Here is a 15,476-nt window from a genome sequence, read left to right on the forward strand (position 1 = left end):
AGCTAATACAAGAAGCCCACGATGATGACCACCGCCGTCCCCCTCATCGAAGTCCGCGGACTTAAAAAATACTTCGGCAGCAGCGACCGCCCCGTGCGTGCAGTCGACGACGTGTCCTTCGCCATCCACCCCGGCGAGACCCTCGGCCTGGTCGGCGAATCGGGCTCGGGCAAGAGCACCATCGGGCGCACCGTGCTGCGCCTGGTCGAACGCACCGAGGGCCAGGTGCTGTACCGCGGCGACGACATCGGCGGCCTCTCGGGCGAGCGCATGCGCAAGCTGCGCAGCAAGCTGCAGATCATCTTCCAGGACCCGTACGCCAGCCTGAACCCGAAGATGCGCATCAGCGCGATCCTCGGTGAGGCGCTGTCCACGCACGGCCTGCACAAGGGCGCGGCGGCGCGTGACAAGCGCATCGCCGAGCTGCTCGAAACGGTGGGCCTGCGCCCCGAGCATGCGAGCCGCTTTCCGCACGAGTTCTCCGGCGGCCAGCGCCAGCGCATCGGCGTGGCGCGCGCGCTGGCCGTGGAGCCCGAGTTCATCGTGGCCGACGAGCCGCTGTCGGCGCTGGACGTGTCGATCCAGTCGCAGGTCATCAACCTGCTGGCCGACCTGCGCGAGCGCCTGGGCCTGACCATGCTCTTCATCTCGCACGACCTCGACGTGGTCGAGTACCTGTGCGACCGCGTGGTGGTGCTGTACCTGGGCAAGGTGATGGAAGTGGCCACCACCGACGAGCTGTTCGCGCGCCCCTCGCATCCCTACACACAGGCGCTGCTGGCTGCGAGCCCGAAGCCCGACCCCGAGATGGCGACCGAACGCATCGCATTGAAGGGCGACATCCCCAGCCCGATCTCGCCGCCCTCGGGCTGCGTGTTCCGCACGCGCTGCCCGCACGCCATAGAGGCGTGTGCGCAGACGGTGCCCAGCCTGGATGAGATTTCCCCAGGACACTACAGCGCCTGCATCCGCAAAGAACTGCTCTCCCACATCGCCGTTGCACGACCATGACCGATACCGTTTCTGCTACCCAAGACTTCATCGACCCGCTGCTGGGCAGCAACTTCAAGGGCTATCCGCGCACCCAGCCCCCGCGCCTGCGCAGCGAAGTCGGCGCGGCCGGCTGGAACGTCCTCGCGGGCGATCTGCCGCTGCCGCTGGCCGTGCTCAAGCGCGAGGCGCTCGAGCACAACCTCCAATGGATGCAATCTCGCGTGCGCGAGTGGGGCATCGACCTCGCGCCGCACGGCAAGACCACCATGTCGCCGCAGCTGTTCCAGCGCCAGCTCGACGCCGGCGCCTGGGGGTTGACCTTCGCCACTGTCACGCAACTGGCCGTCGGCGTGGCGGCCGGTGCGCGCCGCACGCTGATCGCCAACCAGGTGGTGAGCGACGAAGACCTGGCGGGCATCCAGCTGCTGCTGGCCGACCATGCCGATCTGCGCGTCGTGTTCCTTGTCGATTCGATCGCGCAGCTGGCGCTGATCGAAGACTGGGCCAAGCGCAACCCTGCGAGCGTGCCTTTTGAAGTGATGCTCGAGATCGGTGTGCAAGGTGCACGCACCGGCTGCCGCACCCACGACGAAGCCATTGCGCTCGCCACGCGGGTGCGCGCGAGCGACGCGGCCAAGCTCGTCGGCATCGAGACGTACGAAGGGCAGGGCGCCACGGGCGAGAGCGAGCCCGACACGGCCTACGCCACCACGCTGATGGACCGCGTCGAAGCCGTCGCGCGTCACTGCGACACGCACAAGCTGTTCGAGACCGACGAAGTGCTGGTGTCCGCCGGCGGTTCGGCCATCTTCGATCTCGTGGCCGGCCGCCTGAAGCCTGCACTGGGCTCCCCGGTGCGCGGCCTCTTGCGTTCGGGCTGCTACGTCACGCACGACCATGGCTTCTACAAGCGCATGGTGAGCGTGGTCGACGAGCGCCTGGGCTGCGAGTGCGGCGAGGGCCTGACGCCGGCGATGGAAGTCTGGGCCAACGTGCAGTCGCGGCCCGAGCCGGGCTTGGCGATCCTGTCCGTCGGCAAGCGCGACATCTCCTTCGACCTCTCGCTGCCCGTGCCGATTGCGCGTGCGGCGCGCGGCGCGTTGCAGCCGCAGGGCGTTCCCGCCGGCTGGAAGATCACCGCATTGAACGACCAGCACGCCTACCTGCGCTGGGACGAAAGCGAGGAAGCCGATGCCCCCAAGGTCGGCGACCGCGTGGGCCTGGGCATTTCGCACCCTTGCACCACCTTCGACAAATGGCACTGGATGCCCGTGGTCGAGAACGACTACCGCGTGAGCGACGCCGTCGCCATGCACTTCTAAAAAAACGCACCGATGACGCCCTCCTTGCTCAAGAGAATCGCCGAGGCGCGTGGCGACGCGCCGGCCACGCGGCGCGCGATTCTCGACCTGATCCTCGAAGACCCCGACCGCGCGCTCGAAGAAAGCTTCGAGCAGCTGGCCGAGCGCTCGCGCAGCTCGGTGCCCACCATCATGCGCACCTGCCGCGACCTCGGCTTTGCCGGGCTGCGCGAGTTCAAGCTCGCGCTCGCGCAGGAGCTGGCGCTCGGCGGTTCGCCGCTGCACCGCCGCGTCAACATCGAAGACGCCGCCGACGAAGTGGTCAGCAAGATCGCACGCAGCGCCGCGGCTTCGGTCTCGGGCGTGCGCGGCCAGCTCGACATGCAGGTGCTCGATGGCGCCGTGCGCGCCATCGCGGCCGCACCGCACGTCGACCTGTACGGCGCGGGCGCCACCTCGTGGTTCATGGCGAACGACCTGCAGGCGCGGCTGTTCCGCCTCGGCCTCTCGGCCAATGCCTGGGCCGACTACCACCTGCAGCAGGTGGCCGGTGCAGCGCAGCGCCCGGGCGGCGTGGTCATCGCCATCTCGCACGTGGGCGGCATGCCCTCGCTGCTCGACGCCGTCGACATCGCGCGCGGGCAGGGCGCCCAGGTGGTCGCGATCACGCGGCCGGGCACCGCGCTCGCGGCCAAGGCCGACTTTCTCATCGGGCTGTCGGTGCCCGACGACGCCGTGATGCACGTGGGCATCGACGCCTACCTCACGCACCTCACCGTCATCGAGATCCTCACCGTGCTGGTCGCGCAGCGCCGCGGCGAGCCTGCCGTGCAGCGCCTGCAGCGCGCGCGCGAGGCCTTCCAGCGCCACGGCATCGATGCCACCACGCACCCGCTGCAAAGCTGGGACGGCGGCGGCATCAACGCGAAAAAGGGAGGCGGCGAACCATGAGCGACACCCCTGCCGTGCTGCTCGAAGCCGGCCTCGTGGTCGACGGATCGGGCGGCCCTTCGTGGCCCGGCGACGTGCTGCTCCAGGGCGATCGCATCCTCGCGCTCGGCGAAGGCCTGCGCGCGCGGCTGCCCGAGGGGCTGAGCATTGCAGACGTCGATGTGGTCGACTGCCGCGGCAAGGTGATCGCCCCCGGCTTCATCGACGCGCACACGCACGACGACGCCATCGTGCTGCGCGACCCGCTGTGCCTGCCCAAGGTGTCGCAGGGCATCACGACCGTGGTCACGGGCAATTGCGGCATCTCGCTCGCGCCGTACCGCACGCCGCAGTCGAAGCCGCCGCTCACGCTGCTGGGGGCCGATTCGTTCAAGCACGCGACCATGGCCGAGTACCGCGCTGCGGTCGATGCGGTGCAGCCCACGCTCAACGTGGCTGCGCTGGTCGGCCACACCACGCTGCGCTTCGCGGCGATGCAGGCGCTCGACCGGCTCGCGAACGCCGACGAACTCGCGCGCATGGAATCGCTGCTCGACGACTGCATGGCTGCGGGCGCGCACGGCATGTCATCGGGCCTGTTCTACGAAGAAGCCTTTGCCGCACCGGCCGAGGAAGTCACCGCGCTCGCACGCGTCGTCGCGCGCCACGGCGGCGTCTACGCCACGCACCTGCGCAGCGAGATGCAGCAGATCATCGAGGCGCTGCACGAGGCTGGCGACACGGCCTTCAGCGCGGGCGTGCCGCTGGTCATCTCGCACCACAAGTGCGCCGGCCCCGCGAACTGGGGCCGCACCAAGGAAACGCTGCCGCTGATCGAGGCGTTGTCGCAGCGCCAGCAGATCGCGATGGACGTCTACCCCTACGTGGCCGGCTCCACCGTGCTGCGCGAAGACCTCGTCGACGGCGTCATCGACGTGCTGCTGACCTGGTCCGACCCGCACCCCGAGATGACGGGCCGCCTCCTCTCCGACATCGCGCGCGAATGGGGCACCACCGAGCAGGAGGCCTGTCTGCGCCTGAAGCCCGGCGGCGCCTGCTATTTCCAGATGCAGGAAGAAGACGTGGAGCGCGTCATTGCGCACCCGCTCACCATGATCGGCAGCGACGGCCTGCCGCACGACCGCCATCCGCATCCGCGGCTGTGGGGTGCGTTCCCCCGCGTGTTCGCGCGCTATTGGCGCCAGCGCAAGCTCTTCACGTTGGAGCAGGCGGTGCACAAGATGACGGGCATGACGGCGCGCAACCTGCGCATCGCAGACCGCGGCCTGCTGCGTGTCGGCGCGATGGCCGACGTGGTGGTGTTCGATCCCGAGACCATCACCGACACCGCCACCTACGACAAGCCGCACGGCGTGAGCGTCGGTGTCGAACGCGTGTTCGTGAATGGCGTGCTGGCCTACCGCGGCGGCGAGGGCGAAGCGAAAGTACTGGCGCGCGCGGGGCGGATGCTCACGCGCGGACGCTAGCGACGGGGAAGAGGCCTCCAGCGCACCCTACGAAGCCTGTTCGTCTTCCGCCTGCGCCTGGAACATGCGCGTGAAGTCGCAGCACGCTTGCGCGAGCATCACGATCGACGACGTGAGCGCGCTGCGGTGCTCGCCCTTGTGCATGGCCACGTAGCGCACCACGGGCAACGCTGGCGTCACCTCGATCACCTCGAGCATGCCGGCGTCGACCAGCGGCGCGAGGCATTCGCGCGGCAGGTAGCTCACGCCCAGCCCCGACACGGTGAGCCCCGTGAGCGCGACGAGGTTGCTCACCACGATCGCGTGGGCGGGTTGCACGCCCTGGTCCTTCATCCACGCGTCGTAGGCGCGGCCGGTGCCGGAGTTGTTGCCCTGCACCAGCATGCGGTGGCGCGCAAGGTCGTGCAGGCGCACGGTGCCGGTGGATGGCACCACGCCGGGCTTGCACATCCACGCGCTCTTCACGCGCCCGATGACCTTGCTCTGCATGCGCGCGTCGGCAAAGGTGTGGGGCACGATGACCACGTCGAGCTCGTCGGCCAGCAGCTTGTCGCGCAGCTGCAGGCTGTCGTCCACGTCGGGCTCCAGGATCACCTTGGGGTAGTGCTGCTGGATCAGCCCGACGAGACGCGGCAGCCACGTCATCGCGGTGAGCTCGGTCACGCCGATGCGGATGCGCCGCTCCACCACGCCGGGCTTGCCGAACTGCTCGACCGCGGCGTCGCGCTGGTCGAGCAGCTTCCTGGCGAGCACGAACATCTCTTCGCCCTTGTCGGTGAGCCGCGCAGTGCGCTGGCTGCGGTCGAACAGCTCGGTGTCGAACAGCTGCTCCAGCTCGTGCACGCGCTTGGAGATGGCCGATTGCGAGGTGTGCAGCTGGTTGGCCGCCTGCGCGAAGCCGCCCAGCCGGGCGATCCAGTACAGGGCTTCGAGTTGCTTGAAGGTCATCACGGCGGGCGGCTCCTGAAAGAACGCTTTTCTTCATGCGATTCGATCACAAAAAATCGCTTTTAGAAATTCATCGAGGCGCACAAGATGCGCGCCAGGCCCCCGCCATCGCAACCCAAGGAACACACCATGGACTTCAAACTGCCTCTCGCACCTCTCGCAATGGCACTCGCCCTTGTCTTCGCGTGCGGCGCCGCCAGCGCCCAGGACGCCGGCACGCTGCGCAAGATCAAGGAGAGCGGCACGATCCAGATCGGCGCGCGCGACAGCCAGATTCCGTTCTCGTACAAGCTCAGCGCCGACAGCGCACCCATCGGCTTCACCAACGACATCTGCCTGAAGATCGTCGACGCCGTGAAAGCCAAGCTGGGCCTGCCGAAGATCGAGGTGCGCTACACCATGCTCAACTCGACCAACCGCATCCCGCTGCTGCAGAACGGTACCGTGGACCTCGACTGCGCGACCACCACCAACACCACGCAGCGCCAGGCGCAGGTCGACTTCGCGCCCAGCCACTTCGTCACGAACATCACCGCGGCCGTGAAGAAGAGCTCGGGCATCAACGCGCTGCCCGACCTCAACGGCAAGAACGTGGCCACCGTCTCGGGCAGCACCTCGATCCAGCTGCTGCGCGGCGCACGCAAGAGCGGCACCATCGAGGTGAACGAGATCGCGGGCAAGGACACGTCCGACGGCTTCCTGCTGCTGTCCACGGGCCGCGCCGATGCCTACGTGCTCGACGACGTGCAGCTGGCCGGCATGATCGCCAGCGCACCGAATCCGGGCGACTACAAGATCCTCAAGGAGTCGCTGCGCCAGGAGCCCTACGGCATCATGCTGCGCAAGGACGACCCCGAGTTCAAGGCGCTGGTCGACGAGGCCGTCAACGGGCTCATGAAGTCGGGCGCCATCGAACAGCTGTACAGCAAGTGGTTCCTCTCGCCGATCCCGCCGCGCAACGCCAACCTCAACTTCCCGATGACGGACGCGGTGCGCGAGATCTACAAGAACCCCAACAACAAGGGCGTCTGACACCATGGCAGCCACACGTGCCGACCTGCCCCGGGGCGAGCTCTTTTCCGAAGCGTTGATGCGCCAGGTGCGCGAGCGCTTCCTGGGCATCGAGCGCGACCACCACGGCCGCGAGCGCCTGTACTTCGACAACGCCGGCGGCTCGTTCCGGCTGAAGGCGGCGGTCGAGCGCTTCGCGCAGGTCGACGCCATTCCCGACAACGCCGAGCGCATCCACGAAACGGCCGTCGAGCTGCAGGCGATGCAGGCGCGCGGCGCCGACGACCTGCGCACCATCCTCAACGCCACCGGCGGCAGCGTGTACCCGTCGCTCACCGCCTCGGGCGCCATGTTCGACATGGTGCGTGCGGTGGCCGAGAACGTGCCGGGCACGAACATGGTCACGACCGCGCTCGAGCACCCCTCGGCCTTCGACGCCATGCGCCTGTATGCCGAACGCCTCGGGCGCGAGCTGCGCGTGGCCAGGAGCAACCCCGTCACCGGCGGTGTCGACGTGGACGCCATCGTCGGGCTGATCGACGAGCACACGTGCGTGCTCAACGTGATCCATGCGTCGAACATCTCGGGCGCCAAGCTCGACATGGCGGCCATCGTGCGGCATGCGCGCGAGATCAAGCCCGATCTGTACATCCTCGTCGATGCCGTGCAGCATGCGCCGCACGGCGTCATCGACCTGCAGCAGACGCCGGTGGACGGCATCAACCTCGCGCCCTACAAGTTCTTCGGCTGCCGCGGCTCGGGCTTCGCGTGGATGTCGGAGCGTGCGGCCGCGTTGCCGCACCACAAGCTGGCCGGCAAGAAGCCCGGCCACTGGGAGCTGGGCAGCTCGGCGCCGTGGCAGTTCGCGGTGCTCACCGAGATCGTCGACTACGTGGGCTGGCTCGGCGGCCATTTCAACGATGCGACCGACGCCACCGACCGCCGCGCGCGCTTCGTGGCGGGCATCGAGCGCATCGAGCTGCACGAGCGCGCGCTGCTGGCGACGCTGCTCGACGGCACCGCGCAGACGCCGGGCCTGCGCGCACTCGACGGCGTGCAGGTGTTCCTTGACCACGAAGACCTCACGCAGCGCGACCTGATCCTGGGCATCGGCTTCGACGGCCTCGATTGCACGCAGGCGGTGGTCGAGTACGGCAAGCGCGGCGTGACGGTGTACGAGCGCGTGGCCAGCAGCATCTACTCGAAGCGGATGCTCGAGTCTTTCGGGCTCGAAGGCACCGTGCGCGTGTCGCCGCTGCACTGCCACACGCTGGGCGAGATGGAGCGCTTCCTCAAGGTCACGCAGGAGATCGCGACGGCCTTGTGACGCGCGGGATCAAGTCCGCACCGTAGGGTTGATCGAACGGGGCGCCGGGGTATCGATGATAATGCGAGCCGTTCTCATTTGATCCATCCCTGCGATCCCCGTCCAAGCCATGGCCCGTAGCGCTGCGTCCGCTGTCCACGTCATCTCCCGCATCGCTGCCGGCGTGCTGGGCAGCTACGTTTTCTGCTGGGGTTTCATCGCCCTGGGCGTCGGCCTGCTGTTCAGCGCCGGCATGCCTTTCCACGATGCCGAGTCGCTCAGCAGCATGCTGGCCTTTCTCGTGTTCCTCGCCGCGTTCCTGTGGGCCTTTGCGGCCGGCAGCCTGGCGCGCGTGTGGTCCGTGCTGCTGGGAGGAGGGCTCGCGATGACGGGGGCCGCCTCGCTGGTGCAGTGGGCGCTGCTCTGACCTTTATCTCTCCAGGAGTCTTCCCGTGAATCAGAACTTCCGGCTCTCCATGGCCTGGCTGCACACCTGGTTCGGCCTGACGCTCGGTTTCGTTCTGATGGTCGTCTTCTTCTTCGGCTCGCTGTCGGTGTTCGACCGCGAGATCGACCGCTGGGCGATTCCCGAAACGCGCTTCGAGCCGCAACCGATGCCGTCGTTCGACCGCATGCTGCTGCCCATCTTCCAGGACATCAAGCCCACCGCCGAAAGCATCGAGCAGGCGCGCAGCCGGGTGAACGGGCCGATGGCCGAGACCTTCAGTCCGAAGCAGTGGGCCGCCTACACCACGCACCGCGATCCGGTGCTGAGCCTGTTCACGAGCTACACGCTGCCCAATGCCAAGGACCCGGAAGACGGCGTGTTCGGCAACCGGACCATCGACCCGCGCGTGGGCAAGGCGTTGCCGGACGACCGGCTCAAGATCGGCAGCCAGTTCTTCTATCCGCTGCACTACAGCCTGCACCTCGACTGGCTGAACCTGGGCACCTGGATCGTCGGCCTCGCGGCGCTCGTGATGCTGGCCGCGCTGGTGAGCGGCGTGGTGATGCACCGCAAGATCTTCCGCGAGCTCTTCACCTTCCGCCCGGCCAAGCACACGCAGCGCAGCGCGCTCGACCTGCACAACCTGACGGGCGTGGTGGCGTTGCCGTTCCACTTCATCTTCGCGCTGTCGGGCCTGGTGGTGTTCGCGGGCGTCTACTTTCCGGTCACGCACACGCAGCTGGAGCCGCTGCACGAACTGCACGAGAAGCTGGACGCCCAGAAGACCGGCCTTCCGCACGACCGCGCGGGTGTTCCCGGCACGCTGGCGTCGGTGGACGCAATGGTGGCCGAGGCCAAGCGGCGCTGGGCCGCGCGCGACGTGGCGGGCGAGGTGGGCCTGCTCGTGGTGCGCCATGTGAACGATGCCAATGCCTATGTCAGCGTGTACCGCGCGGGCAGCGACCGCGTCACCCTCACCGGCGAAGGCATCCATTTCAAGGGGGCCACGGGCGAGGTGATCCGCGAAGACCCGCCGCCGACGGTCGTCGCCGGCATCGTGGACTTCCTGACCGGCCTGCACCTGCAGCATTTCGAGCACTGGCTCCTGCGCTGGCTGTATGTGCTCGGCGGGCTCGCGGGCTGCATCTGCATTGCCACCGGCTTCATCTTCTTCGTGGAAAAGCGCAAGCGCCAGCACGCCAAGCAGGGCGTGAGCGGCGCGCGCTGGGTCGACGCCTGCGCGGTCGCCACGGTGACCGGCCTGCTGGTCGCGACCTTCGCCATGCTCATCGGCAACCGCCTGCTGCCCGACGACCTGCCGCTGCGCGGCAGCTGGGAGAAGGGCATCTTCCTGGGCGCCTGGCTGCTGGCCTTCGCGCACGGCATCTGGCGCACCGCGCCCACCGCCGAAGGGCGCCTGCCGCCCGCCTGGGCCGAGCAATGCTGGGCCGTGGCCGTGATGGCCGTGGCCGCGGTGCTGCTCAACTGGGTCACCACGGGTGACCATCTGCTGCGCACCGTCGGCAGCGGCTACTGGCCGGTGGCGGGCGTCGATCTTTCCATGCTCGCGAGCGCGGCGCTGGCCGTGGTGGCCGCACGCATGCTCAAGCGCCGTGCCGATGCGGCGACGGCCGCATCCGCGCGCTTCGCGCCCGACACCCCCACCTCGGCCGCCCGTGCCTGACGCCATGCTCCTGTTCATCGCCATGGTCGCAAGCGTTGCCGCCGCCGGCCTTCTCGCGCTGTCGATGGATGTGCACTGGGAGCAGGTGCGCACCGATCCGCAGTGCTCCCCGCGCATGGTCCGGCTCCTGCGCACCCTCGGGGCCGTGTGCCTGTTCGCATCGCTCGTGCTGTGCCTTGCCGCGGACCATGTCTCGATGGCCTCGCTGGTCTGGTTCATGACGCTCGCCGGCGCGGCGCTGGTGGTGACGTTCACGCTCAGCTGGCGCCCGCGCTGGCTCCGTCCGCTGGTGATGTGGATACCCGCGACGACCGCACCGGGACAATCCGGCCGGCCGTCGCAGCCCGACGCGATTGATCAGAACGGGTAGTGCCGCGGCGTCGTCTGCACCGTGATCCAGCGCAGCTCGGTGAATGCCTCGACACCGGCCCGGCCGCCGAAGCGCCCGTAGCCCGATGACTTGACGCCGCCGTGCACCAGCGGCTGGCAGCCCGCATCCGCGACCTCATCGACCCCGCGAACGCCGCGCGCTCGATCACCGACATCGTGCTGGGCGCGGGCTTCAGCAACCTCTCGCACTTCAGTCGCGTGTTCCGCGCGCACACGGGCGGCAGCCCGAGCGAGTTCAGGCGGCAGGCGATGGTGCCGCGCTGAGCACGCGCGCGTGCGCAATGTGCGCCGCACCGGCCGGCTGCAGGCCGTTGCGTCCGGCCGGGTCGTAGCGCGCCAGTGCCGCGTGGCCGTCGATGTCTTCGAGCAACTCGAGCCCGGTGCCGCGCAGCAGCGGCCCCAGCGTCTTCGGATCGAAGCCCGACAGGAACTCCTCGCCGACCGCGGCCACGTCGCTGCGCAGCTTCTGGAATGCTTCGGGGCCGGCGTGCAGCGCGGCCTCGTCGATGTAGGTGAAGACGAGTTCGCTCCCGTGCGCCGCGCACGTGGCGATGTCGCGCAGCGCGGCAAGGTTGGCCTCGCGCGTCAGGTACACGGTCACGCCGAGCCATGAGAAGAAGGCCGGTTGCGTGGTGTTGAACGGCGAGCGCGCGAGCGCCGCGCCGAGGCTTTCGGCCGACAGGTCCGCTTCGACGAAATGCACCGATGCGGAAGGTGGCACGCCGCAGGCCGCGAGGCGCTGCCGCTTCAGCGGCTGCGTGGCCGGGTGGTCGACCTCGTAGATGTCCAGGCCCTGCGCCCAGTCGGGGACGCGGCACACGAAGCTGTCGAAGCCCGCGCCGATCAGCACGTACTGCGTGATGCCGCGTGCGACCGCATCCTGCAGCGCGTCTTCCGTGTAGCGCGAGCGCAAGATCACATCGGGGTAGGCGGCGTTGGCGCGCATCGCGTCGTCGAGTGCTGTCTCAAGTGTGCCCGTCGCGGATGCATCACGCCGCACCAGCGCGCGTTCACGGAAGGCGGTGCGCACGGCGTCCGGCACGAGGCGCTCGCCCCAGGTGTCGTCCAGCAGCGGCGCGGGTGCGCTGCGCGAATGGATGGACCGCATGAGCGCGGTGGCGAGGGCGGTGCGGCTGGCTTGCGAAGAAGGATTCAAGGACGGGCTCCGATGGTGCGAGGGGGCAAGGGCGCGAAGTTTCTGCCCGCGCGACGCGTCTGTACAGTGCATTATTCAAAGCAATGACCTGCACCAAATGAATTCCATGGACTTGAACCTGCTGGCCGCACTCGACGCTCTGCTGAGCACCGGCAGCGTGAGCGCGGCGGCCGAGCGCATGCATCTGAGCGCGCCGGCCATGAGCCACACGCTCGCGCGCATCCGCGAGGCGCTGGGCGATCCGATCCTCGTGCGGGCCGGCCGCAAGCTGGTGCCGACGCCGCGGGCGGTGGCGTTGCGCGATCCAGTGCGCCGCCTGATCGCCGACGCGCGCCTGCTGATGCAGCCCGACGGCGGCGTGCCGCTGGCGCGTGTGACGCGCGAGTTCACGGTGCGCGCACCCGAAGGCATGGGCATCGTCTACGGCGCCACCTTGCTGGCTGCGTTGCGGCGCGACATGCCGCTGGCCCGCCTGCGCTTCGTGCCCGAAAGCGACAGCGATGCGCTGGCCTTGCGCGAAGGGCGTATCGACCTCGACGTGGGCACGCTGCCCGACCGAGGGCCGGAGACTCAGACCGCGCTGCTGTACGAGCAGCGCATCGTCGGCGTGGTCGGGGCGGGGCACGAACTGCTCAAGGCGCGCGTCACGCCCAAGCGCCTGGCGGCCCAGCAGCATGTGGCGGTCACGCGGCGCGCCAGGTCGGTCGAGCCCCTCGACAGCCTGCTCGCGGCACAAGGTTGTGCGCGGCAGATCGCATTGACCGTGCCCAGCGCCTATGGCGCGCTGATGGCGGCCGCGCGCTCGTCGCTGGTGGCCTGCGTGCCCGAGCCGCTGGCGCGCACCGTGGCCGCGAGCCTCGGCCTGGCGATGTTCAAGCTGCCGGTGGCCGTGCCGCCTGAGCAGGTGCTGCAGGCCTGGCATCCGCGCGACGAGGTGGACCCGGCGCACCGCTGTCTTCGCGATGCGGTGGACGCCGTGTCGAAAGATGTGCGCTTCGGTCCGCTCACGGGGCGCGACGCGCAGGCCCCGATGCGCGGGCGCGCGCTGGCCGCACACCGCGCGCTGCTTGCCGAGTTGCCATGAATGCTTAAGCAGCGGTTGTGCCGAAGCACGCATCAAACTTAAATCTTCTCGGTTAACCGGCTTCGCGTCACGCGTTGCTTGCTCAAAAAAAAGATGCGTGAACGCCTGTCGCGCCTCGAGAGTGAGGCTTCGCGCTGGTATCTTCGTGCGCGCAATTCAGCTTCACGCCACCACGCCCGTTGTCGACGCATTGGGTGCTTGCTTCACATGCCCCTTCGTCACGACCGCATCTTTCCGCGCTACGCGTTCTACTGTGTGCTGGCCGGCCTGGCCGCGATCTATGTGTTCTGCGCCATGGTGCTGGTGCCGGCAAAGATCTACATCCTTCCGTACCTCATCACGCCGGACTTCGTTCGCTATAAGGGCGCGTTCTTCGTGCTCGTGCTGGCGGTTCCGGCCGCGATCTACCTGATCTGCTGGAAGGGCAGCGACTTCTTCGCGTGGCTGCGCACGCCGCAGGAACTGACGCTGAACGCGCAGGGCCTGCAGATTGGCACGCAGACCGTCGCCTTCGCCGACGTGACGCGGCTGCGCCATCGCCACAACCGCAACCACCTGCTGCTCACGACCCGCGACGGCCAGACGCTGCGGCTGCGGCTCGACCTGTGGGACGACGCGCACGCGCTCGTCGCTGAACTCGAAGAGGCCGTGGGCGAAGTGCTGCGGCACGACGTCGAGCGGCGCCTGCATGCGGGCGACACGGTGCCCTTTGGCGCACTGGCGCTGAATGCGGAAGGGCTGGTGCACAAGGGCCAGCTCATCGCGTGGTCGAGCATCGACACCATCCGCACGCAGTCGGACGCTGAAGCGATGGATGTCGACGAGCACCTGGTGATCGTGGCCAACGGCAAGACCCGGAAGATCGATCGCTCGAAGATCGACAACGAGCCGGTGCTGATGGGCTGTCTCATGCAGCGCCTGCCGTCGGCCTGAGCCTTCTCCCAAATTTTTCTTCATCTCCAAAGTACAGGGACTCACAAATGGAAATCTACAGCTCCGCCAGCCAACAGGAAAAAACCCGCCAGGACCGCCCCGTCTTCTACTCGCGCACGCGGCTGATCGCCGGCGCCACGCTCTGGGTGGTGGTGACGGTCGTGCTGGCCGTGCTGTGCATCCGCGCGCAGGACAAGAACATCGGCATCCTCATCGCGGCGGGCTTCGGCCTGCTGGCCGCATGGCTGGCCGTGAAGTGCATTCGCACGCTGGCCAACATCGCCACGCCCGCCTTCGTCATCGGTCGCCAGGGCCTGACCTTCGAGAACGGCCTGCTGCTGCCGTGGGGCAACATCGTCGAGAACACCTGGGTCAACCAGGACTACATGGGCATTCCCATCGGCAAGCAGATCCAGATCAAGACCGATCTGCCCAAGCCGAAGGCCCGCGTGCTGCGCCGCGCGACCGCGCTGGAGATTTCGGGCGACGAGTACCTCGCGCTGTGCGACGCCTATGCGGCCTGACGGGCTGCCGGCTCGTGCCTGAGCCCCTCGGCAGGGCAGGGCGCGGCGCCTGCTGGTAGGCTGGCGGGCCTCCCTTTTCCGGGCTCGCCTGCGCGAGTCCCACGCGCATGAACGCTTCTCACCGCCGGCCGGTTCCGCTGAACAAGGCCTACCGACTTCTGAACCACGGGCCCACCGTGCTCGTGAGCGCCGCGCACGACGGGCGTCGCAACATCATGGCCGCGGCCTGGGCAATGCCGCTGGATTTCGATCCGCCCAAGGTGGCGGTCGTGCTCGACAAGAGCACCTGGACGCGCGTGCTGCTCGAAGGCGCGGGCACCTTCGCGCTGCAGGTGCCCACGCGCGCGCAGCTCGACCTGACCGATGCACTGGGCAACAGCTCGGGCCTCGAGATCACCGAGCGCGACGGCAGCGACAAGTTCGCCGCCTACGGCCTCTCGACCTTCGCGGGCGACGCCACCGGCGCACCACTGCTCGAAGGCTGCGCGGCCTGGCTCGAATGCCGGCTGCTGCCCGAGCCGCCGATCCAGCAACGCTACGACCTGTTCCTGGGCGAAGTGATCGCGGCGCAGGCCGATGCGCGCGTGTTCTCCGAAGGTCGCTGGCATTTCGAGGGGCATGACGATTTGCGCACGCTGCACCACGTGGCGGGCGGGCACTTCATCGTCGATGGCGAGGCCGTCGATGCGAAGGCGCTGTCGCCGGTCACACCACGAAAGGAATGAAGCGCCGCGTGCCGCGCATGTAGTCGCGGTAGGCGTCGCCGAAATGCGCGAGGCATTCTTTTTCGTCGCGCAGCGCCGTGAGGAACAGGAACAGCGTGGCCGCCAGCACCAGCGCCAGCGTGAGCCAGGTGAACTGCTTGAGAAAGGCGCCCCAGGCCAGCAGCATCAGCGCCGTGTACATCGGGTGGCGGATGTAGCGGAAGGCGCCGGTGGTCACCAGCGCCGAGGTCTTTTCAAAACCGTACAGCGCCGGGTCGTCGCTGCGCGCCTCGCTCGGCTTGCCGTGTGCCTTGAGCATCCGCACCGCGTGGATGGGCAGCCAGATCGACAGCGCCAGCAGCACGCACGAGATCAGTTGCGTGGCCGAGAACGGATCGACATGCCACACGGGCAGGTTCAGCACGATCAGCACCAGCATGCATTCCCACGCGAAGAAGCGGAAGAAGCCGTGGGAACCGGGCTGGCTGAGCGGGCCGCGCGACACGTACAGCAGCGCGGCCGTGCCGGCGACAAAAAGAAAGAGCTGAAACCAGAGGAGCATGGCGGCCGAATTTAC

At 68.3% G+C, this 15,476-nt stretch carries 17 protein-coding genes; 14 read left to right on the plus strand and 3 right to left on the minus strand.

Going from position 1 to position 15,476, the window contains the following annotated elements:
• The first annotated feature begins 24 nt into the window (after positions 1-24).
• From RZE79_RS06040 to RZE79_RS06055, 4 genes are read left to right on the plus strand one after another with little or no spacing between them, the layout of a single operon-like run.
• Positions 25-1,011 (plus strand): ABC transporter ATP-binding protein, encoded by a 987-nt coding sequence (locus tag RZE79_RS06040; RefSeq protein WP_319359430.1) that lies wholly within the window; start codon positions 25-27, stop codon positions 1,009-1,011.
• A complete protein-coding gene (locus tag RZE79_RS06045; protein WP_319359431.1) occupies positions 1,008-2,315 on the plus strand; it encodes an amino acid deaminase in 1,308 nt (435 codons plus the stop codon). The genes RZE79_RS06040 and RZE79_RS06045 overlap by 4 nt, the downstream gene beginning before the upstream one ends.
• A 12-nt stretch (positions 2,316-2,327) precedes the next feature.
• Entirely contained in the window at positions 2,328-3,245 is a 918-nt protein-coding gene (locus RZE79_RS06050; RefSeq protein ID WP_319359432.1) for a MurR/RpiR family transcriptional regulator, read from the plus strand.
• Positions 3,242-4,711, plus strand: a complete 1,470-nt coding sequence (locus RZE79_RS06055; protein WP_319359433.1) for a D-aminoacylase — start codon at positions 3,242-3,244, stop codon at positions 4,709-4,711. Before RZE79_RS06050 ends, RZE79_RS06055 begins: the two co-directional genes overlap by 4 nt.
• A gap of 27 nt (positions 4,712-4,738) precedes the next feature.
• Here RZE79_RS06055 and RZE79_RS06060 read toward each other — a convergent pair whose 3' ends face one another.
• Entirely contained in the window at positions 4,739-5,659 is a 921-nt protein-coding gene (locus tag RZE79_RS06060) for a LysR family transcriptional regulator (RefSeq protein WP_319359434.1), read from the minus strand.
• A 129-nt stretch (positions 5,660-5,788) separates the two neighbouring features.
• Between RZE79_RS06060 and RZE79_RS06065 the strand changes: the two genes are divergently transcribed.
• From RZE79_RS06065 to RZE79_RS06090, 6 genes are all read left to right on the plus strand, one after another.
• On the plus strand, positions 5,789-6,691 hold the full coding sequence (locus RZE79_RS06065) for an amino acid ABC transporter substrate-binding protein (protein ID WP_319359435.1): 903 nt from the start codon (positions 5,789-5,791) through the stop codon (positions 6,689-6,691).
• 4 nt (positions 6,692-6,695) lie between these two features.
• Positions 6,696-7,997, plus strand: coding sequence for an aminotransferase class V-fold PLP-dependent enzyme (locus RZE79_RS06070; RefSeq protein WP_319359436.1), 1,302 nt, complete (start codon positions 6,696-6,698; stop codon positions 7,995-7,997).
• A gap of 109 nt (positions 7,998-8,106) precedes the next feature.
• Positions 8,107-8,403, plus strand: a complete 297-nt coding sequence (locus RZE79_RS06075) for an iron uptake protein (RefSeq protein WP_319359437.1) — start codon at positions 8,107-8,109, stop codon at positions 8,401-8,403.
• 25 nt (positions 8,404-8,428) lie between these two features.
• Positions 8,429-10,108, plus strand: a complete 1,680-nt coding sequence (locus RZE79_RS06080) for a PepSY-associated TM helix domain-containing protein (RefSeq protein WP_319359438.1) — start codon at positions 8,429-8,431, stop codon at positions 10,106-10,108.
• A gap of 4 nt (positions 10,109-10,112) precedes the next feature.
• Complete coding sequence (locus RZE79_RS06085; RefSeq protein WP_319359439.1) at positions 10,113-10,478, plus strand: DUF3325 domain-containing protein; 366 nt, start codon at positions 10,113-10,115, stop codon at positions 10,476-10,478.
• A gap of 101 nt (positions 10,479-10,579) precedes the next feature.
• Positions 10,580-10,762, plus strand: coding sequence for a helix-turn-helix domain-containing protein (locus RZE79_RS06090; RefSeq protein ID WP_153280364.1), 183 nt, complete (start codon positions 10,580-10,582; stop codon positions 10,760-10,762).
• Here the strand turns inward: RZE79_RS06090 and RZE79_RS06095 are convergent.
• Positions 10,734-11,654 carry a class I SAM-dependent methyltransferase gene (locus tag RZE79_RS06095; protein ID WP_319359440.1) on the minus strand — a complete coding sequence of 307 codons (921 nt, stop codon included), beginning with the start codon at positions 11,652-11,654 and terminating at the stop codon, positions 10,734-10,736. The two genes, RZE79_RS06090 and RZE79_RS06095, sit on opposite strands and share 29 nt — an antisense overlap.
• A 106-nt stretch (positions 11,655-11,760) precedes the next feature.
• On the opposite strand from RZE79_RS06095, the gene RZE79_RS06100 reads away from it, so the two are divergent.
• From RZE79_RS06100 to RZE79_RS06115, 4 genes are all read left to right on the plus strand, one after another.
• A complete protein-coding gene (locus tag RZE79_RS06100; RefSeq protein WP_319359441.1) occupies positions 11,761-12,738 on the plus strand; it encodes a LysR family transcriptional regulator in 978 nt (325 codons plus the stop codon).
• A 207-nt stretch (positions 12,739-12,945) separates the two neighbouring features.
• Entirely contained in the window at positions 12,946-13,671 is a 726-nt protein-coding gene (locus RZE79_RS06105; protein ID WP_319359442.1) for a hypothetical protein, read from the plus strand.
• Positions 13,672-13,718: 47 nt separating this feature from the next.
• Entirely contained in the window at positions 13,719-14,195 is a 477-nt protein-coding gene (locus RZE79_RS06110) for a hypothetical protein (RefSeq protein ID WP_153280360.1), read from the plus strand.
• Positions 14,196-14,302: 107 nt separating this feature from the next.
• Positions 14,303-14,920, plus strand: a complete 618-nt coding sequence (locus RZE79_RS06115) for a flavin reductase family protein (protein WP_319359443.1) — start codon at positions 14,303-14,305, stop codon at positions 14,918-14,920.
• Here the strand turns inward: RZE79_RS06115 and RZE79_RS06120 are convergent.
• Positions 14,901-15,461 carry an isoprenylcysteine carboxylmethyltransferase family protein gene (locus RZE79_RS06120; RefSeq protein ID WP_319359444.1) on the minus strand — a complete coding sequence of 187 codons (561 nt, stop codon included), beginning with the start codon at positions 15,459-15,461 and terminating at the stop codon, positions 14,901-14,903. The genes RZE79_RS06115 and RZE79_RS06120 overlap by 20 nt on opposite strands.
• Positions 15,462-15,476: the final 15 nt, after the last annotated feature.

The organism is Variovorax sp. EBFNA2, from assembly GCF_033802765.1.
Lineage (GTDB): Bacteria > Pseudomonadota > Gammaproteobacteria > Burkholderiales > Burkholderiaceae_C > Variovorax > Variovorax paradoxus_H.